This window comes from Meridianimarinicoccus zhengii, assembly GCF_003254465.1.
Lineage (GTDB): Bacteria > Pseudomonadota > Alphaproteobacteria > Rhodobacterales > Rhodobacteraceae > Meridianimarinicoccus > Meridianimarinicoccus zhengii.
In genome coordinates this window covers 20,249-46,837 of the sequence record NZ_QDFI01000003.1, presented here as the reverse complement: position 1 = coordinate 46,837, position 26,589 = coordinate 20,249, and the positions used below count along the sequence as shown (strand labels likewise).

At 67.0% G+C, this 26,589-nt stretch carries 23 protein-coding genes; 7 read left to right on the top strand and 16 right to left on the bottom strand.

Annotation, left to right across the window (positions count from 1 at the left end):
* Positions 1–36: 36 nt before the first annotated feature.
* Entirely contained in the window at positions 37–738 is a 702-nt protein-coding gene (locus DDE13_RS01580) for a response regulator (protein WP_111400998.1), read from the bottom strand.
* Positions 739–930: 192 nt separating this feature from the next.
* Here DDE13_RS01580 and DDE13_RS01575 point away from each other — a divergent pair, with 192 nt between their 5' ends.
* Positions 931–1,191, top strand: coding sequence for a hypothetical protein (locus tag DDE13_RS01575; protein WP_111400997.1), 261 nt, complete (start codon positions 931–933; stop codon positions 1,189–1,191).
* Positions 1,192–1,247: 56 nt separating this feature from the next.
* Here DDE13_RS01575 and DDE13_RS01570 read toward each other — a convergent pair whose 3' ends face one another.
* The 10 genes from DDE13_RS01570 to DDE13_RS01525 all read right to left on the bottom strand — a co-directional run bounded on the left by DDE13_RS01570 (position 1,248) and on the right by DDE13_RS01525 (position 14,168).
* Entirely contained in the window at positions 1,248–1,877 is a 630-nt protein-coding gene (locus DDE13_RS01570; RefSeq protein WP_111400996.1) for a YjbF family lipoprotein, read from the bottom strand.
* On the bottom strand, positions 1,874–3,943 hold the full coding sequence (locus tag DDE13_RS01565; RefSeq protein ID WP_162630823.1) for a YjbH domain-containing protein: 2,070 nt from the start codon (positions 3,941–3,943) through the stop codon (positions 1,874–1,876). The genes DDE13_RS01570 and DDE13_RS01565 overlap by 4 nt, the downstream gene beginning before the upstream one ends.
* A 42-nt stretch (positions 3,944–3,985) precedes the next feature.
* On the bottom strand, positions 3,986–4,750 hold the full coding sequence (locus DDE13_RS01560) for a metallophosphoesterase (RefSeq protein WP_111400994.1): 765 nt from the start codon (positions 4,748–4,750) through the stop codon (positions 3,986–3,988).
* Between the two features lie 30 nt (positions 4,751–4,780).
* Entirely contained in the window at positions 4,781–6,931 is a 2,151-nt protein-coding gene (locus DDE13_RS01555) for a GumC family protein (RefSeq protein WP_235868539.1), read from the bottom strand.
* A gap of 135 nt (positions 6,932–7,066) precedes the next feature.
* Positions 7,067–9,004: a nucleoside-diphosphate sugar epimerase/dehydratase gene (locus DDE13_RS01550; protein ID WP_111400992.1), complete on the bottom strand. Its 1,938-nt coding sequence runs from the start codon at positions 9,002–9,004 to the stop codon at positions 7,067–7,069.
* A gap of 104 nt (positions 9,005–9,108) precedes the next feature.
* Positions 9,109–10,731 (bottom strand): dihydroxyacetone kinase subunit DhaK, encoded by a 1,623-nt coding sequence (locus DDE13_RS01545; protein ID WP_111400991.1) that lies wholly within the window; start codon positions 10,729–10,731, stop codon positions 9,109–9,111.
* A 16-nt stretch (positions 10,732–10,747) separates the two neighbouring features.
* Positions 10,748–11,743, bottom strand: coding sequence for an ABC transporter ATP-binding protein (locus DDE13_RS01540; RefSeq protein ID WP_111400990.1), 996 nt, complete (start codon positions 11,741–11,743; stop codon positions 10,748–10,750).
* Positions 11,736–12,833: an ABC transporter ATP-binding protein gene (locus DDE13_RS01535; protein WP_111400989.1), complete on the bottom strand. Its 1,098-nt coding sequence runs from the start codon at positions 12,831–12,833 to the stop codon at positions 11,736–11,738. Before DDE13_RS01535 ends, DDE13_RS01540 begins: the two co-directional genes overlap by 8 nt.
* Before the next feature lie 3 nt (positions 12,834–12,836).
* The gene (locus tag DDE13_RS01530) at positions 12,837–13,025 is read right to left on the bottom strand and encodes a hypothetical protein (RefSeq protein ID WP_111400988.1); all 189 of its coding nucleotides are present in this window, start codon (positions 13,023–13,025) and stop codon (positions 12,837–12,839) included.
* Positions 13,026–13,226: 201 nt separating this feature from the next.
* A complete protein-coding gene (locus tag DDE13_RS01525; RefSeq protein WP_111400987.1) occupies positions 13,227–14,168 on the bottom strand; it encodes a carbohydrate ABC transporter permease in 942 nt (313 codons plus the stop codon).
* 83 nt (positions 14,169–14,251) lie between these two features.
* On the opposite strand from DDE13_RS01525, the gene DDE13_RS01520 reads away from it, so the two are divergent.
* The gene (locus DDE13_RS01520) at positions 14,252–14,635 is read left to right on the top strand and encodes an antibiotic biosynthesis monooxygenase family protein (RefSeq protein ID WP_328587830.1); all 384 of its coding nucleotides are present in this window, start codon (positions 14,252–14,254) and stop codon (positions 14,633–14,635) included.
* Positions 14,636–14,637: 2 nt separating this feature from the next.
* On the opposite strand, the gene DDE13_RS01515 is transcribed toward DDE13_RS01520, so the two are convergent.
* The 3 genes from DDE13_RS01515 to DDE13_RS01505 all read right to left on the bottom strand — a co-directional run bounded on the left by DDE13_RS01515 (position 14,638) and on the right by DDE13_RS01505 (position 18,359).
* Positions 14,638–15,594: a carbohydrate ABC transporter permease gene (locus DDE13_RS01515; RefSeq protein ID WP_111400986.1), complete on the bottom strand. Its 957-nt coding sequence runs from the start codon at positions 15,592–15,594 to the stop codon at positions 14,638–14,640.
* Between the two features lie 124 nt (positions 15,595–15,718).
* Entirely contained in the window at positions 15,719–17,032 is a 1,314-nt protein-coding gene (locus tag DDE13_RS01510; protein WP_111400985.1) for an ABC transporter substrate-binding protein, read from the bottom strand.
* A gap of 166 nt (positions 17,033–17,198) precedes the next feature.
* Positions 17,199–18,359 carry a Gfo/Idh/MocA family protein gene (locus DDE13_RS01505; protein WP_235868538.1) on the bottom strand — a complete coding sequence of 387 codons (1,161 nt, stop codon included), beginning with the start codon at positions 18,357–18,359 and terminating at the stop codon, positions 17,199–17,201.
* A gap of 274 nt (positions 18,360–18,633) precedes the next feature.
* Here DDE13_RS01505 and DDE13_RS01500 point away from each other — a divergent pair, with 274 nt between their 5' ends.
* Genes DDE13_RS01500 through glnT form a run of 4 tightly spaced genes read left to right on the top strand, consistent with a single transcriptional unit; the run spans position 18,634 to position 22,861 of the window.
* Positions 18,634–19,527 (top strand): class II glutamine amidotransferase, encoded by an 894-nt coding sequence (locus tag DDE13_RS01500; protein WP_111400984.1) that lies wholly within the window; start codon positions 18,634–18,636, stop codon positions 19,525–19,527.
* Positions 19,524–20,207 (top strand): GltB/FmdC/FwdC-like GXGXG domain-containing protein, encoded by a 684-nt coding sequence (locus tag DDE13_RS01495; RefSeq protein ID WP_111400983.1) that lies wholly within the window; start codon positions 19,524–19,526, stop codon positions 20,205–20,207. Before DDE13_RS01500 ends, DDE13_RS01495 begins: the two co-directional genes overlap by 4 nt.
* Positions 20,208–20,217: 10 nt before the next feature.
* Complete coding sequence (locus DDE13_RS01490) at positions 20,218–21,543, top strand: FMN-binding glutamate synthase family protein (RefSeq protein ID WP_111400982.1); 1,326 nt, start codon at positions 20,218–20,220, stop codon at positions 21,541–21,543.
* A gap of 10 nt (positions 21,544–21,553) precedes the next feature.
* Positions 21,554–22,861: a type III glutamate--ammonia ligase gene (gene glnT / locus DDE13_RS01485; RefSeq protein ID WP_111400981.1), complete on the top strand. Its 1,308-nt coding sequence runs from the start codon at positions 21,554–21,556 to the stop codon at positions 22,859–22,861.
* Positions 22,862–23,010: 149 nt separating this feature from the next.
* On the opposite strand, the gene DDE13_RS01480 is transcribed toward glnT, so the two are convergent.
* Positions 23,011–24,063, bottom strand: a complete 1,053-nt coding sequence (locus DDE13_RS01480; RefSeq protein WP_111400980.1) for a sugar phosphate isomerase/epimerase family protein — start codon at positions 24,061–24,063, stop codon at positions 23,011–23,013.
* Positions 24,064–24,098: 35 nt separating this feature from the next.
* Positions 24,099–25,121: a LacI family DNA-binding transcriptional regulator gene (locus DDE13_RS01475; protein ID WP_111400979.1), complete on the bottom strand. Its 1,023-nt coding sequence runs from the start codon at positions 25,119–25,121 to the stop codon at positions 24,099–24,101.
* A 132-nt stretch (positions 25,122–25,253) separates the two neighbouring features.
* Here DDE13_RS01475 and DDE13_RS01470 point away from each other — a divergent pair, with 132 nt between their 5' ends.
* Positions 25,254–26,582 (top strand): esterase-like activity of phytase family protein, encoded by a 1,329-nt coding sequence (locus DDE13_RS01470; protein ID WP_111400978.1) that lies wholly within the window; start codon positions 25,254–25,256, stop codon positions 26,580–26,582.
* Positions 26,583–26,589: the final 7 nt, after the last annotated feature.

Below are 26,589 nucleotides of genomic sequence, written 5' to 3'. Positions count from 1 at the left end.
TCCGTCATCCTCATGCTGCGGCGCCGCGGACCGGTGTCAGGCGTCCGGCAGCAGATGCGCGTATTTCGCCTGCTGCGCGATCAGCACCGCCTGCGTGCGACTCTGCACACCCAGCTTGCGCATAATCGCGGTCACATGGGCCTTCACCGTGGTTTCCGCGATGGACAGATCGAAAGCAATCTGCTTGTTCAGCTTGCCGTCGCAGATCAACCGCAGGATGCGCGCCTGCTGCGGCGTGAGCGAAGACAACCGCAGCACGGCATCGTCGTCATGGTCGCGGGACCGGGTTCCCGGATCGATGTAGCTGTCGGGGGTATAAACATCACCGGCCTCGATCGCGGAGAACGCGCGCTGGAACACGTCGCGCTGGCTGTGCTTGGGCACGAAACCCGACGCCCCCGCCTGCAACGTGGCCGAGATCATCCGGTTGTCGGACATGGACGACACCACGACAATGGGCAGCCGCGGCGCCCGCGCCCGGAGCCGCATCAGCCCGTCGAGGCCGTTGACATCCGGCAGGTTGAGGTCGAGCAGGATGACATCCGGCACGCGCCCCTGGGCCAGATGATCCAGCGCCGCGCCCAGCGTTTCCGCGGTATCCACCGTGCCAATCCCCGCCACCATTTTCAGCACGATGGACAGCGCGTCGCAGAACAGCGGATGATCGTCGATGATCATCGCAGTCCTGAACTTGGTGCGCGGCTGGGCCTGGGCCTGATCGGATACTGTAAGAGGCATGGGCAAGTCCTGCATTACGAGATGCTTCGAGCGTAGCACGCGCGCCGCATGGCCCCAAATGAGGCTAAGGTCGTACCGTGTCGCGGGTCTTTCGCAAAAATCTGTACGCAGTCCCTTGGCCGAGCCGAGGTTTCGTGCAATTCTGCCGGAGATTGCATGGGTTGAATCGGCCCGTTACCAGGAGATCTCGTCATGAAGAAACTTGCCATTGCCGCCATTCTTGTCGCATTCACCGGGGCATCCGGCGCAGTCGCGCAGCAGGCCGGAGGAGGCGCAGCGGCTTCTGGCGGCGGCGCAGGAGCAGGTACTGGTCTTGGAACCGGGCTTGGGCTGGGTGCCGGTGTCGGTACCGGGCTGGGTATTGCCGGCGCAAGCGTGCTGATCGGTGCCGCTGTCGTGCAGAACGGTCAGGATTCCGGCAACACGACCGCGACGGCCACCAGCACCAACTGAGCCGCACAAGAATAACGAAAAAGGGCCCGCTGAAACTCCGGCGGGCCTTTCGCATCTCAGCGAAGGTGGTTGATGGTCAGATACCCGTTCAAGGGCCCGTGCCACTGCACCGACAGGACAACCCGCCCGCCGTCGACCTGATAGACATTGCGAAATTCCAGCTCGGCTGTGCCGCAATATTCGATGAAGTTGGAGTTTGCCGGGTCCGTCGGGCGCAGGTTGCAATCCAGCCGGATGGAAGTCGTTCGATCCTCGCCATCGAGATACCGCAGAACTCGCGAGTAGCTGCCGCCTTGCCGCGCCGCCAGAAGCTCTGGCAAAACGTCCACATCCGCCGACATGATGTCGTCGCCGAAGCCGCGGGTCGCCACCATGACCGGGCCATCCAGTGCGATCGTCGTCTGGCTGTCCGAGCCGTAGGTCACGATGCTGCCATTCCGCCCGGCTACGCTGAAGAACTCGGCCCGGTCGGCATCCGGCTGCTCCACCAGAACCAGCCCCCCTTCTACCCGCTCCAGCGCGGTCGGGATGAAGCTGCGGACCTCTGCGATCGTCAAAGGTTCGGGTGCGCGCGGATCGAGTGCCTCCAGTCCCGACAGGAACAGGTCCCGGCGCGCGTTCACGTCGCCGGTCGACCCGCAGCCCGCCAGCAGACACAGCAACAAGGCTGTTCCCTTCCGCGTCATCGCCAGAACCTTCCGAAGCTGTCGTCCACGCGCGCGCGATGGAAATCCCGGACCTTGGGATAGAGCCGGTCGCGCACGTTCAGGCGGGCGCCGCCATTGCGCTGGATCGGCCGCAGGTCGAGGTTGAAACTCGACCGGTCCGCCTGCCCTGCGACCCAGCTTGTGGGAATGCGCAGCAGGATGCCCTTGTCGAAGCTGCCTTCGCCGAAATCCTCGGCCGAGGCGTCGGTGAAGGTGGCGAAGGCGCTGACCTGCCAGCCATTGTTGAATTCCCGCGCCAGCGTGAAGGTCGCGCCTTCATCCCCGGCGAGGTATCGGCCCGCATCGATCTGCCCGTAAATCCCGGTGCCGAAATCGTAATAGGCCGAAAGGTGGCCGGTCGTGACCTCGTAGTCCTGGAAGCCGAAGCGGCGGTCGAAATCCCGCTGGCGCACGCGGTTCAGCTCCAGCCCGATGCCGAGGCGGCTGTCCACGGGTTTCCAGAGCACCTCGGCCGAAACACCACCGAACATGCTTTCCAGATAGCCGACTGTCCCGCGGGCATAGATATCGGGCGCCGGACGCGAGAAGACCGCCGCGGTCAGGTATTCCATACCCGGATCGCCATCGGTCAGGTAGCTCGGGAAATTCGTGCGCACGGGCGGAAGATCGCCGGAATTGTCCGCGGGCGTGTCCGCAAGGTTCCCCGCGATGCGCTTGACCACGGCGCCCGCGATCTTCGTGTTCGCCGTGGGACGGAAGGCCGCGCGCGCCCGCACACCCAGATCCAGCCGGATGGGCCGGTCCGGATCGAAGAAGCCCGTTTGCACATAGGGTTCCAGCGACCACGAAAACGCCGGATAGCGGGTTTCGGCGATGGGCCGGGCCGTGGCGGCCGCGTCCTGAACGGCAACACGCGCGTTCATGGCGTCCGCGTCGCGGAATTCGAAATCCTCTACATCGCTGCGCCGCAGGGTAACCGTGGACAGTGCCAGCCCGTCGGACACGGGCACCAGTTCGAACACCTCTACCGACGCGGGCAGCACCCGTGCCATGCTGCGCGCGGCCCGGCCAAGCGCCTGCGCCGGGGCGCCGAAGCGCGGATTCTCGAACCGCAGCGTCGCCTTTCGCGGGGACAGGTCCAGCCCTTCGAACACCAGTCCGTCGCGCCCAAGCGCCGCCGCGAGCGCGTCGGCGATGCCGGGCGCCGGGGCCTCGGTCCAGCTTGTATCCGCGATGGCCTCGGGCGTCCGGCGGATGACGGGCAGCGGCGCCTCCTCCCGTCCGCCAGCCAACGGGGCGGCTTTGGGGTTGGTCACGAAGGTCAATTGTGCCGCGACCTTGTCGCCGTGCAGGGCCATGACGGAAAGCCGCGTGCCGCCATCGAAACGGTATTCCAGCCCGGCGTTCCATGGTGTGCGCCGGTCAAGCTCCCCGCCCGCGACGGCATCGGCATAGGCGTCCGAGGAATATTCAAGCTCCGCCCTGACCCGCTCGGACAGTTGCAGGCCGATCCCGCCGAACAGCGCGACGTCGCCGCGAAACCACTGGTCATAGCTCGGCACGCCGCCTTCACCCAAGGTGTCCTGCGACCTTGTGCCCGTGGACCCGATGCTGTTGTAGCTGCCGAGCCGCCCCCAGCCGAGCCCGACAGTGACATCCATCACGCGGGTCAGTTGCTTGCTGGCGACGATGTATTCGCTGCTGAGCTTGCCCGTCCCCGCGAGATCCTGAAGCCCGACCGTGATTGCCGGCCGCAGCTCCGTTTCGGGCAGCACGAGCAGACGCAAGTCGAAGCTGCGGTCGAAGACCAGACGGTCAGAGGGCCGCCCGAGTGTCGGGGTATAGGTGTTCTCGTCCAGACCGGCGTAGCGGTAGCTGCCCGAGATGCGCGGTGTGACCTGAAAGGTCAGCGTCGTGCGCAGATCGCCGCGGAACCCGCCGATCGTGGTGGCGAGATCCGCGTCCGGCGCGGCGAAACCCGTGGGCATGTCCACAAGACCCGGCGTGCCGTAAAGTGAATAGCCCGGGCCGCGTTCCTGCGCGTGGACCGGCCACGCGACCAGTACGGCACCGACCAGGAGCACCCTGCGCGGCCAGCCATCAGCCCCCATGGTGGCGCGGCATTCTCAGCATGACATGAAACCGATCTCGCCGGGTGCAATGCGCGCCGCGGTCAGGCGGCCCGTGAACCAGGCCCCGGTATCCACCGCGACACGGCCCGCGGTGACGGCCGGGGCGTCCACGACCGTGTGACCGTGTACCACGAATTGCCCGTCCTCGCGCGGCGTCGCGGCAAAGGCCGGATGCCCCCACAACAACGTGCGCGGCTCCTGCGCGGCCATCGGTAGCGACGGATCGGCGGCGGCATGGACGAAATGCACGTTGCCGCTGGCGTGTTGCAGCGGCAGCCCGCCCAGCCATGCGATCAGGTCACCGCCCATGGCACCGCGCAGGCGGTCGGCCGCGTCGCGGGCATCGTCGGGTGTCGGCTGGTCGGTGATGCAACCCACGGAAAAACTTGCAAGCGTCTGCAACCCGCCGTTGCGCAACCAGCGGCCTGCGCTGTCCTCCGGCGTGTCGATGAAATCGAGCATCATGCGTTCATGGTTGCCCATCAGCGCGATCACGGGTCCGGACCACTGGTCCGCAAGCCCGGCCACCCGGCGCAGCACCGCTGCGCTGTGTTCGCCGCGATCCACGTAATCGCCCAGGAACACCAGCGGCACGCCGGGATCGTCTGCTGCTATCCGGTCCAGCAACCGCGCGAGCAGATCGTCGCGCCCGTGTATGTCCCCGACCGCAAGTACCTTGGCATCGGGTTCCGGCTGCGCGTCGAATGTCGTGGTCGTGCGCTTCTTGTCGGCACTTCGACCGAAGAGTTTCGCGAACATCATCCTGTCCTCTGGTCAGCCCTGTCGCGGTCAGTTCTGGTGATATCCACCGTAATACTGACCATAGCCGCCATACTGGCCATACCCATAGCGCTTCAGCCCCTTGGGGTCGACCTGTCCGAGAACGAGTCCCGTCACCTTGATCCCGACGCTCGAGAACATCTCGAGCGCGGCGCGCACCTGCGCCTTGTGGGTATGGTCCCAGCGCACGGACATGACCACCGCATCGACGTGGCGGGCGGCGACGCGCGCATCTGGCACCACGAGAACCGGTGGCGTGTCGACGATGATCACGTCGTACCTGTGGCGCATGTCGTCGAGCATCGCCGCGAACCGGTCGGACGAATACAGGTCCGCCGCGTTCGCGTTGGGCTTCTCGCTGTGCAGCACATCGATTCCCAAGGCGGCGTTATGCGTGACCGCCTGGTCGAGCGGCACTTCGCCCGTGAGCACACCCACAAGGCCAACTTCCTTGTCGATATCGAAATAGCTGCTGAACACGCGCCGCCGCATGTCGCCTTCGATCAGCAACACGCGTTTGCCCAGGGCGGCGAGATTGTGCGCAAGCAGGATGGACAGGGTCGTCTTGCCCTCGCTCGGCACCGAGGACGTGGACAGGATGACCTGCGGCGGCGCGTCCACGTTCGACAGCATGAGCGACGTGCGCAGGTTCCGGATCGCTTCCGCCGCGTTCGAGGCAGGCTTGGACAGGATGTAGTCCACGACCATGCGCCGCTTGCGCGCCGGGATGCGGGGGATGGTTCCCAGCACACGCATGCCCGAGCTTTCGGCCAGTTCCTCGGAACTGCGGAACGTGTTCTGCATCGCCTCGCGGCCAAGGACAAGCGCCGAACCGGCCATCAGGCCCAGCATCATGGACAGCGCCAGCACCAAGGGCTTGCGCGGCGCGGATGCCGCGGTCGGCACCACGGCTTCGGACAGAACGCAGCTGTCCGGCTGCTGGATGCCGCGCTGGACCTCGGTTTCCTTGAGGCGATTGAGGAAGAAGGTATAGATCGTCGCCGTCGCCTCGGCCTCCCGCCGCAGCTGCTGGAGCTGCACGAGGTCTTCGGACTGGGCTTCGATACGGGTGTTCAGGCTTTCAAGGGACGCTTCCAGCGCGCGGCGCTGCGCCTCCGCCCGGTCCCGGTCCAGCGCCGCGCGCTGGATCAGCGTGTCCATGCGCGCGTCGAAAGCCGCGTCGCCGTCGGGCAGATCCACCAGGCGGGTCAGTGTGGGATCGTCGGCCGTTTGTGCCATGACGACCCGGTCACCGGTATCCCGCACCGCCGTCAGCGTGATGCGCCGGTCCTGCGCCGCCAGCCGCGCGAGTTCGGCTTCGTCGATGCGGGCGCGGATGTCCTTGGACTGGCGGTTGAGCGCCTCCAGCGCCTCGGGGCTGATGAGATCGGTACTGGCGTTGAAGTTCTTGACCGCCTGCTCGGCCTCTTCCACCTCGATCTTCAATTCGCTCACACGGTTGGCGAGCCATTCCACCGCGCCGTCGGTGGCGGCGTATTTCACCGCCAACTGGTCCTCGATGTATACTTCGGCCAGCGTGTTCGCCATCAGCGCGGACTTGCGCGCCGATTCCGTCACCATGGTCACCCGGAACACGTAGCTCTGCCGGACATTGGACACGGAGGTCGCCGCCAGGACATTGTCGATCGTCTTGTCGAGGGTCTGCTGCGGGTCCAGTTCGGACGGGGACGACAGGCCGAGAAACGAGAGCACTGTTCCAAGCGAGAACCGCGCGGTTGGCCGCAGCGCCGCGTTGAATTCGGGATCGTCGAGAAGGGACAGTTCGTCCACAAGCTTTCGCGCCAGCCCGCGCGATTGCAGCACCTCGACCTCGGTATTCACCGTCGCCTGATCGCCCGACAGACCGGACATGACGTTCTGAAGATCGACGACCTGCTCTTCGCGGTTGTCGAGCACGACCGTGGCACTGGCGGTATACAGCGGCGTTGCCGCGATAAAGGCGTAGTAACCGCCGACACCCATGGCCAGAAACGTGACGAGCGCGATCCACCACTTCCCCCGCCAGAGGGTCGCCAGAAGCGCCAGCAGGTCGATTTCGTCATCCTTGTCCGCCGCGGGGGCCGGCCTGACTTGATCCTGCCCGGACGGCACCGCCGTAATCGGCGACGGACGAGGACTGAGAGAGCGCGTCTGGTTCACGTGACTGGGTTTCCGATGGGCTGGCTGTGCGTCTTGGCGGCGGCACGGTATCGTGTTCGCTTACCCGGTATGATGGTCACACGCAAATGCAGCGGGCCTGTGGTTTGGGCGCACTTGCATTCCGGCCACATCACGTCAGGCCACATCGGCGCGTTCCCGTTCGGCGTGACCGGTCAAGTCGGCGATCGCGTCGCGCGGATCGTAGAACGTGGGTGCCATGCGCAGGGCCGTGCGCAGGGCATCCAGATCGTTGGCATCGCAGGCCCGCGCCACAGCGTCGAGATGGACCGAAAGCTGCACCGGGGTCAGACTGCGCTCGCGGGCCGTCAGGATGCGCGGATGCAAGGTCTCTGCGCAATCACGGTCGATCAGCAATTCCTCGTAAAGCTTCTCGCCGGGTCGCAAGGACGTGAACACGATGGGCACGCTGCCATCCGTTGCCGGTTCCGCATCACCGAACACCGGCACCAGCCCGGACAGCCGAATCATCCGCGCCGCGAGATCGACGATGCGCACAGGATCACCCATGTCGAGCAGGAACACATCCCCACCGCGCGCCATGGCCCCGGCCTGGATCACCAGTTGCGCCGCCTCGGGGATGGTCATGAAATACCGGGTGATGTCGGGATGGGTCACCGTGACCGGCCCGCCCGCCGCGATCTGCCGGGTAAAGAGCGGGATCACCGACCCGGAGGACCCCAGCACGTTCCCGAAGCGCACCATGGAGAACAGTGTCGGCCCATCGACCCGTGACTGGCAGACGAGTTCGGCCAGCCGTTTCGACGCGCCCATCACGTTGGTCGGGCGCACCGCCTTGTCGGTCGACACAAGGATGAAGGCCCCCACACCCGCAGCCTGCGCCGCGTCCGCCATGGCCATTGTGCCGAACACGTTGTTGCGCACGCCCGCGATCATGTTCTGTTCCACCAGCGGCACATGCTTGTATGCGGCAGCGTGGAACACCGTGTCGACGCCGAACCGGCGCATGAGCCATTCCGCGCGCGCCCGGTCCTGTGCATTGGCGATCAATGCCACGAGGTCCACGCCCGCGGCCGCCGCGCGCGGGGCCAGTTCATGTTCGATGGCATAGAGCGCGTATTCGCTGATATCGAGAAGCACCAGCCGGGCCGGGGCCTGGTTGAGGATCTGACGGCACAACTCGCTGCCGATGGACCCGCCCGCGCCCGACACCAGCACCGACTTGCCGGCGATGTTCGCGGCCATCAGGTCGGCTTGCGGGGGCACCGGGTCGCGGCCGAGCACATCCTCCACCGACACCGCGCGGATCTCGCCGATGGATGCCTTGCCCGAGATCAGGTCCAGAAGGCCCGGAATGGTCTGGACGCGCACCGGAAGCGGTTCCAGAAAGGCGATCAGTTCCGCCCGCTCGTCCCGCGACGCGCTGGGAATGGCCAGCAGCACGACCTGCACGTCCAGTTCGTCGATCAAATGGGCGATGTCGCCGCGTCCGAACACGGACAGACCACCGACGACGGCATTGCGCAGGGCCGGGTCGTCATCGACGAACCCGACCGGCCGGTATTCGCGGCTGTGGTGCAGCGAATGGAACAACTGCCGCCCCGAATCCCCCGCGCCGTAGATCAGGACATTGGGCCGCCCGCGTCCGTTATGGGACCGGTAGATCCCGCGCATCACGAAGCGGATCGCGCCGACGCTGACAAGCGCGAGGAGCGCGTAGAGGAAGGGGACGGACCGCGGCAGCCAGAGACCCAGAAGCTGGCTCGACAGGAACATCACCAGCGCCGACAGGCCGACGCCGATGGCGATCACCCGGAACGCGCGGGCGCTGATGTACCGGATGACGGCACGGTAGAACCCGAGCCGCACGAACACCGCGAGCGAGAAAGGCAGGGAAATCCCGAAGACCACCCAGGCCGACGGCGTCAGCGCGCTGCTCCAGCTTTCCAGTCGCAGGAACAATGCAAGCAGGAAACACGCGGCCAGGATCAGGACGTCCGCGCAAAGCTGGATGGCCCGCTTCTGGGGCCGGGGACGGGCCAGAAGCCACACAAGGGCCGTCTGCAAATGCCTGTCGAGACTCGAAAAAGTCATGTCCGTCCCCTGAATGCCGGACAAGCCTAGCAGCGCCGGGATGGCACGTCCACCCGCCGCAGCGCAGCGGACGACCGCCCGTCAAGCGGACACCGTGCGGCGGATCAGCCCGCCGCGAGCATCTCGAACAGGCGCGCGACGGCTTCGGCGCCCGGATCGTTGTGGCCCGCAAGCTTGTCCGCCCCGACATAGCTGGCGCGCCCGGCCTTGGCCCGGGTGATCGTGGCGGTGCGATCCGCCCCCGCGCGCGCCGCCGCCGCTGCCGGCCCGTAGCCATCGTCGAGCGCATCGAGCGCGGGCATGAGCGCATCCACCATGGTCCGGTCGCCGGGATTTGCACCACCCACCTGCTGCACACGGTCGAGCCCCGCACGCAGCGCCGCCACGGGGCCGTGCCCGCTGGCGGCAGCGTCCCCCGCGGCGGTGAAGAAGATCGCCAGCAGCACGCCGGACGAGCCGCCCATGGTCTGGCTCAGCTCCAGCCCGATGGCGCGGTAGAGCTGCGTGAGATCCGCCAGCGGCAGCCGGTCGAGTGCCGCGTCGAGCGCCCGCGCGGCGCCCGCCAGCGTCGAACCCGTATCGCCATCGCCGGATTTCGCGTCGAGCGCGTTCAGGTCGGATTCCATGCCCATGAACAGCGAGCAGCATTTCGCCAGATACGCCCGGCGGGCCGGATCGGCCGACGGCATCGGCTTGATCGGCACCAGCCCGTCGGGCAGCGGCCGCACGTCCACGGCACTCACCGGGTTGCAGCCGGGCCAGGCGGCGGGCGCCACCGGGGCGGCCAGCGCCGCACGGCGGGCGTCGTCGAGCGGCAGGAGCGACACGGAAAACCCGCGCATGTCGAGCGAGGTCATGAGCGCCCCCGGCCCCACGAGGCTTTCGATCTGCGTCCCGATGCCGGAGGCCAGCAGTTCCTCGGCCAGTACCGACATTTCCAGCGGCGTCGCCCCGCCGAGATTGTTCAGAAGCGCCACATGCGGCCCGGCGTCCAGGTGCCCGGCCAAGCGGTCGGCGACCATGCCCATCGCGCCGCGCGCATCGGCGAAGGGGACCTGTTCCACCCCGGCCTCGCCATGGATGCCCAAGCCCAGTTCGGCCATGCCCGCGGGGATGCGATCCTCGCGTGCCGCGCCCGGCAGGGTGCAGGTCGACAGCGACATGCCCAGCGACACGACCCCGTCGATCACGCCCTGCGCGGCGGCGGCGACGGTGTCGAGATCCGCGCCGTCCTCGGCCAGCGCGCCCGCGATCTTGTGCACCAGCAGCGTGCCTGCCACCCCGCGCGGCTGCGGCAGGTCGGGCAGGGCCACGTCGTCATCGACGATGACCATGGCGACCTTCAGCCCGAAGGCGCGTGCCCGTTCCGCCGCCAGCCCGAAGTTCAGCCGGTCGCCGGTGTAGTTCTTGACGATCAACAGGCAGCCCGCCGGGCCGGTCACCGCGAGGATCCCCGCAAGAACCGCATCCACGGAGGGCGAGGCGAACACGTCGCCACAGACCGCCGCCGCCAGCATCCCCTGCCCCACGAAGCCCGCATGGGCCGGTTCGTGGCCGGACCCGCCGCCCGATACCAGCGCCACGCGGTCCCGGTTCCAGTCTGTGCGCAGCACGACCTTGATGTGCGGGTACCCGTCCAGCCGCCCCAGCCTGCCGCCTGCGGCACGCAGCAGCCCGTCGATCGCCTCGGTCACGACCGTGTCGCGGGTGTTGATGAACTGGGTCATGGTCGGTCCTTTCGGGTCAGGCGATGCGGGCGCCGTCGGCGGCGAAATAGAGCGGGTTTCGGGGCGCGATGGCGAGGCTGTCGCCCAACGCAAGGTCGGTGTGCGGGTCGGTCAGGGTGACGATGTCATGCCCGGCAAGGGACAGGTGCAGGCGCGTCTGGTCGCCCAGATGTTCGACGCGTGTGACCTGCGCCGCCTGTCCCTCGCCATGAACGATGTGTTCCGGGCGAAGCCCGATTGTCGCCGCCCCAGCGGGCGCGCCGGGAAAGAGGTCCGCGGGCAGCGCGTTGATCCGCGGCAGGCCGAGTCGCCCGGCCACGGTCAGGTTCACCGGGTTCTCGTAGATCTCGCGCGGGGGGCCGAACTGTACCAGCCGCCCGCGATCCAGCACGCCCACATGCGTCGCCATGGTCATTGCCTCGATCTGGTCGTGGGTCACGTAAAGGAGCGTTGCGCCGAGGGCGGCGTGGATGCGTTTCAGCTCCACCCGCAGATCTGAGCGGAGTTTCGCATCGAGCGATGACAGCGGTTCGTCCATCAGAAACAGCTGCGGGTCGCGCACCAGTGCCCGTCCGATCGACACCCGCTGCATCTCGCCGCCCGACAGGGCCGTCGCCTTGTTGTCGAGTTTGTGGGCGATGTGCAGGACCTCGGCCACTTCGGCGATCTTGCGGGTGATTTCATCCTCGGGCGTGCGCAGGACGGGGGAGCGGAGCGGGAAGGCGAGATTCTCGCGCACGGTCATGTGCGGGTAGAGCGAGTATTGCTGGAACACCATCGCCACGTCGCGCTGTGCGGGCGTCAGATCCAGCACCGACGCGCCGCCGATGGTGATGTCGCCCGCGTCGGGCCGGTCGAGCCCAGCGATGAGGCGCAGAGTCGTGGTCTTGCCCGCGCCGGTGGGGCCGAGCAGCACGACGAAACTGCCATCGGGGATCGTCAGCGAAACGTCGGACAAGGCCGTTTCGCGCACGAAACGCTTGGTGATGTGGGACAGCGTGACTTCAGCCATGGGCGAGCACCCTTTCGTTGCCGGCCGAGCGCAGCGCACGGCCCGTGGCGGTGTCGAAGAGGCTCAGCCGCCGCGGGTCGAGCGCGATGCCGGTGCGTGCACCCGCCTGCACGGGCTGGTCGGAGGGCGTGCGCGCCTTGATCTCGCCATGCGGCGTGTCCAGCGTCACGATCTGGGTTGTGCCAAGGTATTCAACGGCTTCCACCACCCCGCGATAGGGGGCGGCGTCGTCGAGCCGGATGTGTTCGGGCCGCACGCCCAGCCCGAGCGTGCCGTTGGCCCCTTCGCGCAGGGCGGGGATGTCGAAGCGGGCGTCGCCCAGCGTGACGGCCCCGTCACCCGGCGAGACGGCCCCGTCGAAGCGCAGCACGTTCATGGGCGGCGAGCCGATGAAATCGGCGACGAACAGCGACGCGGGCCAGTCATAGATGTCCTGGGGGACGCCGAACTGTTCCACAACCCCATGATTCATCACGACGATCTTGTCGCCCATCTGCATCGCCTCGAGCTGGTCATGGGTGACGTAGACGGTGGTGGCGCCCATGCGGTCGTGGAGCGCGCGCAACTCCTCGGCCATGCGTTCGCGGAATTCGGCGTCGAGCGCGCCCAAGGGTTCGTCCATCAGGAAGGCCTTGGGGTCGCGGACGATGGCGCGGCCAAGGGCGACGCGCTGCCGGTCGCCGCCGGACAGGCCACCGACGGGGCGGTTGAGGATGTCCTCGATCCCGAGGATGCGGGCGACCTCGGCCACCTTCGCCGTGACCTGCGCGTTGGGAAGCCCTTGGGAAACAAGCGGATAGGCGATATTGCGGCGGACGTTCATATGGGGGTAGAGCGCGAACATCTGGAAGACGAAGGCGATGTCGCGCTGGGAAGCGGGGCGCTGGCTGACCTCCTCGCCGTCGATCAGGATCTCGCCCGAGGTGGGCAGCTCCAGCCCCGCGATCATCCGCAGCGTGGTGGTCTTGCCGCAGCCGGACGGGCCGAGCAGCATGAAGAATTCGCCGTCCTCGATCACGAAGCTGGAGGATTTCACGGCGTTGAAACTGCCGAAATCCTTGCGCAAGTTCCTGATTTCAATACGGGCCATGGGTCACTCGGGAAAGTGGGACACGATGAGGAACATCACCGTCCCGGTCAGCGTCACGATGAAGGAATAGGTGTAGGCGACCATCACGAAGGGCTGCATGAGCATCACCACGCCGAGCCCGATCAGTGCGGAGGCGACGGCTTCCCACGGGCCGCGGCGGAGGCGGGCGAGGCCGCTGAGGAAGTCACGCATGGGGGCCTCCGGCGGCGGAAAACGGGTGTATGAATCGCGTATGACTCGCATATGACTCGCATATGACTCTGGTCGGCGCGGGATCGGTCATGGGGCCCGTCATTTCCGCACCGCCCCGAAGGACGAAGACCGACTTGGAAACGCTCCGGAGGCGCGTTTCAGGTCGGAACGGGCAGAGCCCAGGGATGCCGCGTGTTGCGATCATTTCCGCACCGCCCCGAAGGTGATCCCCCGCAGCAGGTGCTTGCGCAGCAGGATCGTGAACACCATCACCGGCACGAGGAAGATCGTCGCCCCGGCGGCGACGGCGGGCCAGTCCTGCCCGCCCACGCCGATGATGGTCGGGATGAAGGGCGGCGCGGTCTGCGCATTGCCCGAGGTCAGCAGCACCGCGAAGGCGTATTCGTTCCACGCGAAGATCAGGCAGAAGATCGCGGTGGAGGCGATGCCCGTCGCGGCCTGCGGCAGCACGACCTTGTAGAACGCCTGGAAGCGCGTGTAGCCGTCGATCAGCGCGGCCTCTTCGTATTCGCGGGGAATCTCGTCGATGAAGCCTTTCAGCAGCCAGACGGCGAGCGACAGGTTCACCGCCGTGTAGAGCAGGATCATGCCCGCATGGGTGTCGGACAGCCCGAGCGTGCGGAACATCAGGAAGATCGGGATGGCGACGGCGATGGGCGGCATCATCCGGGTGGACAACACGAAGAACAGCAGGTCGTCCTTGAGCGGCACCTTGAAGCGCGAGAATGCATAGGCCGCGAGTGTGCCGAGGAAGACCGACAGGAAGGTCGAGCCGAAGCCGATGATGACCGAGTTGAGGAAGCGTTCCCCGAAGCGGGACGGCCCGGCGATGACCATGTCGTACTGGCGCACGATGCGGTCGTACCACGTGGTCGGTTCGCCCAGTTGTTCCAGCGTTTCCGGGGTCACGCGGGTGCGGGTGGTGAAGAGGTTGACGTAACCTTCCAGCGTCGGTTCGAACGTGACTTTCGGCGGATAGGCGATGGCGTCGGAGGGCGACTTGAACCCGGTGGCGATGATCCACAGAAGCGGCATGATCGTGATGAGCGCGTAGGCGATGACCAGCGTGCCGGCGAGCCATTTCTGCGCGGGGCTGGCAGCAGTGACGGAATAGCTGCTCATGACAGCCTCCGCGCCTGCGCGCGTGCGGTCACTGGGCGTCCTGTCCACATGTCGCGAAAGCCGTGACGTGCTATGCTGGCGTCATGACCGACGGCGTCGGCGACGGGGAGGAAGCCATGATACTTCGACTGTTCCAGGTGACGACCCATCCCGGAAAGGAGGCGGCCTTCGCCGCGTTCTTTCACGGTACCGCGATTCCCTTGATGCGCACCGTGGACGGTCTGCTGGCCGTGCTTCCTGGCGCCGCGCGAATGGATACGCCGAACGCATTTGTCTTCGTCATGGTCTGGCGGGATCTCGACGCGCTCAAGGCATTTGCCGGTGAGGATTACGCGGCCGCACATATTCACCCCGACGAGGCTGAACTGGTCGCCACGCGATCGGTCGCGCATTACGACCTCGTTTCTCCGGGCAGCAAGGGTTTGCTGTCGGAAATCGTCCATGGACATACGACACACACCCATTGACCTCACCGCTCCTTCACCTTGTTGAGCGCCTTGACGTAGATGGACGCCAGCCCGAACACGGTCACGAAGAGGATCACCGCATAGGCGGAGGCATAGCCGGTGCGCCATTTCTCGAACGCCTCGCGCTTGAGGTTGATGGAGGTGAGTTCCGTCACTGACCCCGGCCCGCCCCCGGTGAGCTGCACCACGAGATCGAACATCTTGAAATTCTCGATGCCCCGGAACAGCACGGCGAGCATCAGGAACGGCAGCGCCATGGGCACCGTGATGGTCCAGAACTGCCGCCACGGCGAGGCGCGGTCGACCTCGGCCGCCTCGTAGATGTAATCGGGGATGGACCTGAGCCCCGCAAGGCAGATCAGCATGATGAAGGGCGTCCACATCCAGGTGTCCACGATGACGATGGCCCAGGGCGCGAGGTTCACCTGCCCGATCATGGAGAACGAGGACGGGTCGGCGCCGGTGAAGAAGGACACGACGTAATTGAACAGGCCGATCTGCGGCTGGTAGAGGAAGGTCCAGAAATTGCCCACGACGGCGGGCGACAGCATCATGGGCAGCACGATGATCGTGGTCCACAGGTCGTTGCCGCGGAATTTCCGGTTGATGAGCCACGCGAGCGTGAAGCCGATCAGAACCTGGATGAGGATGGTCCAGAACAGGAAATGCGCCGTGGCCTGCATGGTCAGCCAGATGTCGCTGTCCGTCAGGATGCGCTCGTAGTTCCGGAACCCGATGTATTCGACCTCGCGGTTGCGGTTGGCGCGGAAGTTGGTGAACGAGAGGTTGATCGTCCAGATCAGCGGGAAGATGTTGACCGCCAGCAGCAGGAAGATCGTGGGTGCCACGAAGATCCACGCGATGGCCCGGTCCGACAGGCCGCGGATCTTGCGGGCAACCCTTGGCGGGGTCGCGCGGGCGAGCCTGTCGGCCGGAGTTGCAGCGGGCGTGTCGGTCATGGCGACCCCTCGGGCGCGGTTCTGCCGATGTCCCGGGCTTGACCCGGGACCTCTGGCCGGTGTGCGTGCGATGGCAGGCGGCAGGCGGCCCCGGGTCAGGCCCGGGGCGTCCCGTCGCGGGCTGTCAGAGCTTGCCTTCGTCCTCGAAGGTTTCGGTCCAGTCCTCGATCAGCATGTCGAGCGCTTCCTGCGCGGTGCCCTGCCCGGCAATCACGTATGTGTGTACGCGATCCTGCATGGCCAGCAGCAGTTCGGCATAGGCTGGCTCAGCCCAGAAATCCTTCACGATTGCCATCGAATCGAGAAAGGTCTGGGCATAGGGCTGGCTTGTGGCAAAATCGGGATCCTCGACCACTGCGCGCAGGGCTGAATATCCGCCGAGATTCCACCACTTGGACTGCACGTCAGGCTGGGCGAACCATTTGATGTATTGAAGCGCCGCGTCCTGACTGTCCGAGTAGGAAACCACGGAAATACCCTGGCCGCCAAGCTGTGCATAGTGACCGGCGGGCCCCTGCGGATTCGGGAAGTAGCCAGACTTGTCGCCGCCGACATTGGGATCGGCGTGGACGCCGGGCCAGATGAATGCGAAGTTCATCTGCATCGCGACCTGCCCGGACTTGTAGGCGTCGACACTTTCGGACATGTACCAGTTCGACGACCCCGGCGGTGTGCAGCAGTCGTAGAGCGACTTGTAGAATTCAAGCCCCGCGACGGCGCCCGGCGAGTTGACGTATCCTTCCAACTCGTATGGGGCGTCGGGATTTTCGTACTGGAAGCCGAAATTGTACAGCGCGTTGGTCACACCCATTGTGACCCCCTCGGAGCCGCGCTCTGTATAGATCGAGGCGCCATATACCGTGGTGCCGTCGATCTCGCGGCCCTGAAAGAACTCGGCGATGTCCTTCAGTTCCGCGAGGCTTTGCGGAACGGCGAGATCACGCCCATAAGCCTCCGCGAACGCCGCCTGAAGTTCGGGGCGTTCGAACCAGTCCTTGCGATAGGTCCAGCCGACAACATCGCCGAATGCCGGAAGAGCCCAGTAGTTCGGCGTCCCCTTCGGCCATTCGGCGTAACCGGTGACAGTGGCCGGGATGAAATCGTCCATGCTGATGCCTTCGGCGTCGAAGAAATCGTTGAGCTTGACGTAATGGCCGTTTTCCGCGCCGCCGCCGATCCACTGGCTGTCGCCGATCAGGAGGTCGCAGAGCTGCCCGCGCGAGTTCAGTTCGTTCAGCATGCGGTCGGCGAAATTCGGCCAGGGCACGAATTCGAAGCGCATGGTGTGGCCAGACTCGGCCTCGAATTCCTTGCTGAGTTCGACGAGCGCGTTGGCCGGATCCCATGCGGCCCAGCAGAGCGTCAGTTCCTCGGCCATTGCTGCGGGTGCCGCAAGCGCCGTGAGGGCGGTCGCCGCCCAGAGTGCGTTCCGTGTCATGTCTCTCCTCCCTAACGGTGCCTGAGCGGCGCGTTGTCCCGCCATCGTTCCAGGTCGCGTTCAGCATAGATGAGGGACGTACCTCAGACCAAGCGAAAACTTTGCGCCGGCGCACGGAAATCCGCTGAACGCCGGCGCCGAGGCGCCATTCCGAAGGTCCAAGTGCCTAGAGCGCCAGCGAAACCCACGCGCCGTTGCGCGACGAGGATCGCAAGCAGGCGTCGATGAAGGCCATGCCCTCCACCCCGTCCGCGATGCCCGGCAGAAGGCCCATCGCGGCCGTGCCTGCGGCATGGGCGCGAATCGCGTCCGCGGCCTCGGCGTAGAGCGCGGCGAAGGCTTCGAGATAGCCTTCGGGGTGACCCGCCGGGATACGGCTGACCGCCCCCGCCCCCGCCCCGGCCCCCGCGCCGGGGCCTGCGCGCGTGATCCGGCGCGGCGGTTCGCCGAAGGGCGCGAAGGTCAGCGCGTTGGGGTTTTCCTGCGCCCAGTCGATCCCGCCGCGGTCGCCATAGACCCGCAGACGCAGGCCGTTTTCGTGGCCGACCGCGACCTGGCTGGCCCAGAGCATGCCCCGCGCGCCGCCGTCGAAGCGCAGCATGACGGCGACGTTGTCATCGACACGGCGGCCTTCGACGAAGGTGGTGAGTTCCGCCGACAGCTGTTCCAGCCCCAGCCCGGTCACGAACCGCGCGAGGTTGTAGGCATGGGTGCCAATGTCGCCCACGCAGCCCCCTGCCCCGGAGCGTTCGGGGTCCGTGCGCCACGACGCCTGCTTCTGGCCCGTGGCTTCGATGGCCTCGGTCAGCCAGTCCTGTGGGTATTCCACCTGCACGACGCGGATGCGCCCCAGATCGCCCGCCGCCACCATCTCGCGCGCCTGCCGGATCATCGGATAGGCGGTATAGTTGTGGGTCAGGATGAACAGCGCGTCGGATTTCGCAGCGGTCGCCGCCAGTTTCTTCGCCTCGGGCAGCGAGGCGGTCAGGGGCTTGTCGCAGATCACGTGGATCCCCCGGCGCAGGAATTCGCGCGCGGCAGGGGCGTGCATGTGGTTGGGGGTGACGATGGCAACGGCATCGATCCCGTCCTTCAGCCGCGCCTCGCGCTTCGCCATCGCGGTGAAATCGTCATAGACGCGGGATGGGTCGATCCCCAGCGCCGCGCCCGAGCGGTTCGACCGGTCGGCGTCGGAACTGAACGCGCCCGCGACCAGCGCGAAACGGTCGTCGAGCCGCGCGGCCATGCGGTGCACGCCGCCGATGAAGGCGCCTTCGCCGCCACCGACCATGCCAAGCCGGATGCGGGGCTGTCCCTGTCGTTCCATCTCTGTCTCCTCCCGGTGCGTGGCCTGCGTCTGCGGCAGGCGTTGCGCGCAGGATGAGCCGAGCCGGACGCGGGGGGCAAGGGGTTTGGCGCGCCGTGGCACACGGCGCGCGATCCCATTCCTGCGCAATCCGCAGGCATATCGCCCGAAATCGTGGCATCCACCGGCCCGGCCCGCGCGACCGCATCGTCATTTTGTTTCTTGCGAAGAATTTTTATTTCTCCGAATGTCGCGCCATGCCAATCGGCAACCATAACAACGGAGACGATCACCCATGTGCGGGATTGTGGGCCTCTTTCTCAAGAACGACGACTTGCAGCCGCGGTTGGGCGCGATGCTGACCGACATGCTCGTGACCATGACCGACCGCGGCCCGGACAGCGCCGGGATCGCGATTTACGGAACGCCGGGGGCGGCGGTGAAGATCACCGTGCAGGCGGCGGACCCGGCGGCCGACTTCGACGGGCTGGAGGCGGCACTCGGGGCCGAACTGGGGGCGCCGGTCGGTGTGCGGGTGGTGGACACGCATGCGGTACTCGCCGTGCCGCCGGAGCACGCAGAAGCCGCGCAGGACTGGCTGGAGGCGCGGGGCCTGCGGCTGATGGGCAGCGGCACGGCGATGGAGATCTACAAGGAGGTCGGCCTGCCGCGCGACGTCGCTGCACGGTTCGGGCTGCGGGACATGGGCGGCACCCACGGGATCGGGCACACGCGGATGGCCACGGAAAGCGCCGTGACGACGCTGGGCGCGCATCCGTTCTCCACCGGGGCGGACCAGTGTCTGGTGCATAACGGGTCGCTGTCGAACCACAACGACATGCGCCGGCGGCTGGCGCGCAAGGGCGTGGTGACGCGCACCGAGAACGATACGGAGGTGGGGGCGGCATATATCTCCAGCAAGCTGGCCGAAGGGGCGACATTGGGGGAGGCGCTAGAGGGCACGCTGCAGGATCTCGACGGGTTCTTCACCTTCGTTGCGGGCACGCGCACGGGGTTCGGCGTGGTCCGCGACCCCATCGCCTGCAAGCCCGCCGTGATGGCGGAGACCGCCGACTATGTCGCCTTCGCCAGCGAATACCGCGCCTTCGCCGATCTGCCGGGGATCGACGCCGCGCGGGTGTGGGAACCGGAACCGGCCAGGGTCTATATCTGGGAGCGCGCGGCATGACGGTTCTGGACATGGCACAGATGCGCCTGCGGGAGGTGAACGCGACCTTGCAGGCGGCGGCGAAGGCGCGCGGGAATGACGGGTTCGAGGTCATCAATCCGCGCGGGTCGCACGCGGTCGCCGTGGGGCTGGACGGCCCGTTGTCGGTCACGGTGCGGGGCTCCACGGGCTATTACTGCGCGGGCATGAACAAGGCGGCGACCGTGACGGTGGCGGGGTCCGCAGGGCCCGGCGTGGCCGAAAACATGATGTCGGGGATGGTCGTCGTCGAAGGCGACGCGAGTCAGTATGCGGGGGCCACGGGGCGCGGCGGGATGCTGGTGGTGCGCGGCAACGCGGCGTCGCGCTGCGGGATTTCCATGAAGGGCATCGACATCGTGGTGCAGGGCAACATCGGGCACATGTCCGCCTTCATGGCGCAGAAGGGGAATTTGGTCGTGCTGGGGGACGCGGGCGACGCGCTGGGGGACAGTCTTTACGAGGCGCGGCTGTTCGTGCGCGGCTGCGTGGCATCGCTGGGCACCGACTGCGTCGAGAAGGAGATGCGGGCGGAGCATCTGGATTTGCTGTCGGGACTGCTGGCCAAGGCGGGGGTGGACGCCGATCCGGCGTCGTTCCGCCGCTACGGGTCGGCCCGGAAGCTTTACCATTTCGATATCGACAACGCCGCGGCGTATTGAGGGCAGGACGATGAGCGAACGACCGAAGACCCTGCCCCGCCAGAGCGCGACCTTCAGCGCGGAGGTGAACGCCGAGATCCGGCGCGCAGCGGCGACCGGCATCTATGACATTCGCGGCGGCGGGGCGAAGCGGCGCGTGCCGCATTTCGACGATCTGCTGTTCCTGGGCGCGTCGATCTCGCGCTACCCGCTCGAAGGGTACCGGGAGGCCTGCGGGACGAGCGTGACGCTGGGGGGTCGGCACGCATCGCGGCCAATCGAGCTGGCGATCCCGATCACCATCGCGGGGATGTCGTTCGGGTCGCTGTCGGGTCAGGCGAAGGAGGCGCTGGGGCGCGGGGCGACGCTGGCGGGGACGTCCACCACCACGGGCGACGGCGGCATGACGGAGGAAGAGCGCGGCCATTCGGAACGGCTGGTCTATCAGTACCTGCCCTCGCGCTATGGCATGAACCCGGACGATTTGCGTCGCGCCGATGCGATCGAGATCGTGGTGGGGCAAGGGGCGAAGCCCGGCGGCGGCGGCATGCTGCTGGGCCAGAAGATCAACGAACGGGTCGCGGGGATGCGGGATCTGCCGCAGGGGATCGACCAGCGGTCGGCCTGCCGGCACCCGGACTGGACCGGGCCGGACGATCTGGAGATCAAGATCCTGGAGCTGCGCGAGGTCACTGGCTGGGAAAAGCCGATCTACGTCAAGATCGGCGGCGCGCGGCCCTATTACGACACGGCGCTGGCGGTGAAGGCGGGTGCGGACGTGGTCGTGCTGGACGGGATGCAGGGCGGCACGGCGGCGACGCAGGACGTGTTCATCGAACATGTGGGCCAGCCGACTCTGGCCTGCATCCGTCCCGCCGTGCGGGCCTTGCAGGAACTGGGCCTGCACCGGGAGGTGCAACTGGTCGTGTCCGGCGGCATCCGCACCGGGGCGGACGTGGCCAAGGCGCTGGCGCTGGGGGCGGATGCGGTATCCATCGGGACCGCCGCGCTGATCGCGCTGGGGGACAACGACCCGAAATGGGAAGCCGAGTACCAGGCGATGGGCACCACGGCGGGCGCCTATGACGACTGGCACGAGGGACGCGACCCGGCGGGGATCACGACGCAGGACCCGGCGCTCGCCGCGCGGCTGGACCCGGTGGCGGCGGGGCGGCGGCTGCGGAATTACCTGAACGTGCTGACGCTGGAATGCCAGACCATCGCGCGGGCCTGCGGCAAGAGCCATGTGCATAACCTTGAACCCGAAGACCTGTGCGCGCTGACGGTGGAGGCCGCCGCGATGGCGGGCGTGCCGCTGGCGGGCACCGACTGGATCCCCGGCCGGGGTGGATACTGAAAGGAAGACGATGACACGTGACCTTGCAGCCTTCGCCCGGGAAAAGGGCATCCGGTACTTCATGATCTCCTTCACGGACCTTGCGGGCGGGCAGCGCGCCAAGCTGGTCCCGGCGCAGGCGATCGCGGACATGCAGACCGATGGCGCGGGGTTCGCGGGCTTCGCCACGTGGCTCGACATGACGCCGGCGCATCCCGACATGCTGGCGGTGCCGGACCCGGACGGGGTGGTGCAACTGCCGTGGAAACCGGATGTGGCGTGGGTGCCCGCTAACCCGGTGATGGAAGACACTGAGGTCGCGCAGGCCCCGCGCAATGTGCTGCGCAAGCAAGTGGCCAAGGCCGCGGCGCTGGGGCTGCGGGTCAAGACCGGGATCGAGGCGGAGTTCTTCCTGCTGCAGCCCGACGGGCGGGCCATTTCCGACCCGCAGGACGTGGCGGAAAAGCCGTGCTACGACCAGCAGGCGGTGATGCGCCGCTATGACGTGATCGCCGACATCTGCGACCACATGCTGGAACTGGGCTGGGGCCCCTACCAGAACGACCACGAGGACGCGAACGGCCAGTTCGAGATGAACTGGGATTTCGCCGATGCGCTGGTGACGGCGGACAGGCACAGTTTCTTCAAGTTCATGGTGAAGTCGGTGGCCGAAAAGCACGGGCTGCGGGCGAGCTTCATGCCGAAACCCATCCCGTCTCTGACCGGCAACGGCTGCCACGCCCATGTGTCGGTCTGGGATACGGACGGCGCCGTGAACGCCTTTGCCGACCCGGCGGCGGAGTTGGGCCTGTCGGCGCGGGGGCGTCATTTCCTGGGCGGGATCATGGCCCATGCGCAGGCGATGTGCGCGATCACCAACCCTACGGTGAACAGTTACAAGCGGATCAACGCGCCGCGCACGCTGTCGGGGGCGACATGGGCACCCAACACGGTGACATGGACCGGCAACAACCGGACCCACATGGTGCGGGTGCCGGGGCCGGGGCGGTTCGAGCTGCGCCTGCCCGACGGGGCGGCGAACCCGTACCTGTTGCAAGCGGCGATCATCGCGGCGGGGCTCGACGGGCTGGCGACAGAGGCCGACCCGGGACCGCGGCGCGACATCGACATGTATGCCGAGGGTCACACGGTGACGGACGCGGCTCGGCTGCCGCTCAACCTGCTCGATGCGCTGCGCGCTCTGGAGGGCGACACGGGGTTCTGTGACGCGATGGGGGCGGAGTTCACAGGCGCCTTCCTGAAGATCAAGCACGCGGAGTGGCTGTCCTACACAGCGCATTTCACGGAATGGGAGCGGGTGCACACGCTGGACGTGTGAACCCCTGCCCTTTCGCCATGCGCAGAATGTGACGCTTTTGCGCGGCAGAGCGTGGCGCGTTCATTCGAATTCACGCGACGCGCTCTGACCTTTCAAACATCGCATGTTCGAGAGGGGCAAACCCGGAACCCACGTTTGCGCGCCATGCTTTACAGCCCGAGCATCTTCCGGTTGGCCGCGTCGTCGGTCCCTGCCCCCGCGAAGTCGTCGAAGGCTTTCTCCGTCACGCGGATGATATGGTCGCGCACGAAGGCGGCCCCTTCGCGCGCGCCGTCCTCGGGGTGTTTCAGGCAGCATTCCCATTCCACCACGGCCCAGCCGTCGAAGCCGTATTGCGTGAGTTTAGAGAACACCGCGCCGAAATCCACCTGCCCGTCGCCGGGGCTGCGGAAGCGCCCTGCCCGGCTCACCCATGACTGGTAACCGCCATAGACACCCTGCCGCCCGGTTGGTTTCAGTTCGGCATCCTTGACGTGGAACATGCCGATCCGGTCGTGGTAGATGTCGATATTGTCGAGGTAGTCCATCGCCTGCAGCACGTAGTGGCTGGGATCGTAGAGCATCCGCGCGCGGGGATGGGCGTTCACGCGGTCGAGGAACATCTCGAAGCTGATGCCATCGTGCAGGTCTTCGCCGGGGTGGATTTCATAGCAGATGTCCACGCCGCAATCCTCGGCATGGTCGAGGATCGGCTTCCAGCGCCGGGCGAGCTCGTCGAAGGCGAGATCCACCAGCCCCGCCGGGCGCTGCGGCCACGGGTAGACGTAAGGCCATGTCAGCGCGCCCGAGAAGCTGGCCATGGCCGTGAGGCCAAGGTTCCGCGACGCGCTCAATGCCTTCTTCACCTGATCCACGGCCCATGCCTGCCGGGCCTTGGGGTCGCCATGCACGGACGGCGCGGCGATCCCTTCGAAGGCCACGTCATAGGCGGGATGGACGGCGACAAGCTGCCCCTGCAGATGGGTGCTGAGTTCGGTGACGGTGATCCCGTGTTCCGCCGCCTGCCCCAGAAACGTGTCGCAATAGTCGCGGGACTGCGCGGCGGTGTCGAGATCGAACAGCCGCGCATCCCAACTGGGCACCTGCACGCCCTTGTAGCCGCATTCCGCGGCCCATGCGGTGATCGCGGGCCATGAATTGAACGGGGCGGCATCGCCCGCGAATTGCGCCAGGAACAGCGCCGGGCCCTGGATGGTCTTCATGGTGTCCTCCCTTGAGGTGATGCGCGCCCCGCCCTTCACGGCAGGTTTTCGCGCAGGATGATTTCGATGCGGATGCGTTCCTGCGACGCGACGATGTCGCGCCCGTCGCAGCGGGCCTGCAGCACGCGGATGGCGCTGCGCACGAGATGCCCGGTGTCCTGCGTGATGACGGCGTCGAGCCGGCCGTCCAGCAGCGCCCCGCGGGTCAGCGGCGTCAGTTCATGGGCGATGACGACGCGCCGCCCCGGATGCCGCGCCAGCGCCCCTAGCAGGGCGCCGTTGCCCGAGGACAGGGAATAGACACCGGCGATGTCAGGGCGCGCGGCAAAGGCGGTGTCGATGATGCGGACCATGCGCGCGGGGTCGTCATGAGCCTCCAGCGTCGGGAGCACCTCCAGCGCGGGAAAATCGGCAGCGCGCAGGCTGTCGAATCCGAACCGGCGTTCGAGACTGTCGCGCGCGCGGATCGAGCTTGTCACCAGAAGCACGGGCCCGGTGTCATGGCCAAGGAACCTGCCCATCAATCGGGCCGCCGTCCGGCCCGCCGCATCGTTGTCGATGCCCACGAAATGATCGCGTACTTCGGCGGGCTGGTCGGACACGAGCGCCACGACGGGCAGGCCCGCACGGCGCAGGCGTGCGGCGGCGTCGCGCAGCTCGGGGCTTTGGGGGGCCATCACGGCCAGACCGGCGAGGTCGCCGGGATCAAGCGCGGCCAGGGCGGCGGCCAACGCGTGCGGATCGCGGACCGGCACCCGCTGCACGGCGATCTGCACACGGTCGCCAACGAAGATGCGCCGTGCCTCGTCGAGATCCGCGGCGATACCGTCCACGAAGCGGCTGTCGCCGTCAGGCAGCAGGAACAGGAACCGGTAGAGCCTGCGCCGTGCAAGATTGGCCGCGCCGATATCGCGGACATAGCCGATATCGCGGATCGCGGCCTCGACCCTCGCGACGGTCTGCGCCCGCACGCCGGGGCGGGCGTTCAGGACACGGTCCACCGTCGCGAGACTGACCCCCGCCGTGCGCGCAATGTCATGCACCGTGGGTCTGCCCATGTCCCCTCCCCCGTGATAACGAAGGTTAGGCCCTGGGTTTGAGGCACGTCAATCATTCTGCGCCCCTGCAAGGTTCTGTCATGTTTTCGGGGCAGGCTGTGGGGCGGAGGTCGTTTTATCGGAGGTCCCGCCATGCGCACCCTGCCCCTTGCCTGCGCCCTTAGCTGGCTTGCCGCCGCGGCGCTGTCTGATGCGCCCGACATGCCTGCGCGGCTGGCAGGTCACGCGGTGCTTCCGGCGCTGGTGCTTGTGCCGCCGCCAACGGACGCGCCGCGCGATGCCGCCGTCATCGGGAAGTTCCGCGGTGCGGGGCGACACATGGAGCCGGGGACATTGCCGGGCTTCGGCGGCCTGCGCCCGCCCTTTGCCGGGCAACCGGTGCAGGGCCTGTCGGGCTTCGCCGCGACTCGTGCGGAGGATGGATCGATCCTTGCCATTTCGGACAACGGGTTCGGGCGCAAGGCCACGAGTCCAGACGTGTTGCTGGCGGTTCATCGCATCCTTCCCCGTTTCGGGTCGGGCCAGGTTGACGTTAGGGAAACCGTTTTCCTGTCCGACCCCGATTTTCGCGTGCCGTTCCGCATCGCCCATGAAGGGACGGAGGCGCGCTATCTCACAGGCGCGGATTTCGATCCCGAAAGCGTGCAGATCGTGGACGGCTCGATCTGGTTCGGAGACGAGTTCGGGCCGTGGCTCGTGCGGGCCGACATGGCCGGGCGGATCGAGGCGGTCTATCCCGTGATGCTGGACGGCGCCCCGCTGCGCAGCCCGGACCATCCGCAGGTCGATGCGCTGTCCGTGAAGGGACGTGACTGGCAGGTCGGCCGCAGCAAGGGGTTCGAGGGCCTCGCGCTGCAGCCGGACACCGGGATGCTCTGGGCGATGCTGGAAAGCCCCCTCCCCCGGCCTGACGATACACCGGGATCGGATGTTCTGGCGCTGGCGTTCGATCCGGTTTCAGGCGACTGGACGGGCGACCGCATGACCTTTCAACTGGGACAGGGTGCCATTGCGGTTGGCGACTTCACCTTTATCGACGCCCGTTTGGCGCTGGTGATCGAGCGCGACAACGGTAACGGGCTGGCGTCCGCCGCCTGCGACGCGGGCAAGTCGCCGCCCTGCCACCGCAGCCCGGCGCGGGTGAAGCGCGTTGTACTGGTCGACACCGCCCCGCCGCGGGACACGGGCGCCATGGAGCGGGTCGGCGTGGTCAATCTCATGGCGATCTCCGATCCCGAACGGTTGGCGCGGCGGGGCGTGCCGGGCCCAAATGCGGCCTTCGCGTTCCCGTTCGTCACGGTGGAATCCGTGATGATGTGGGATGACGGCGACATCCTCGTGGCCAATGACAACAACCTGCCGTCGCAGGACGCGCGCGACCCGGCGACCGCAACACCGACCGAGATCATCCGGCTGGACCTCGGAAGCGCCTTGCAAGACCTGATCGACGCACGGCGCTAAGGCACTG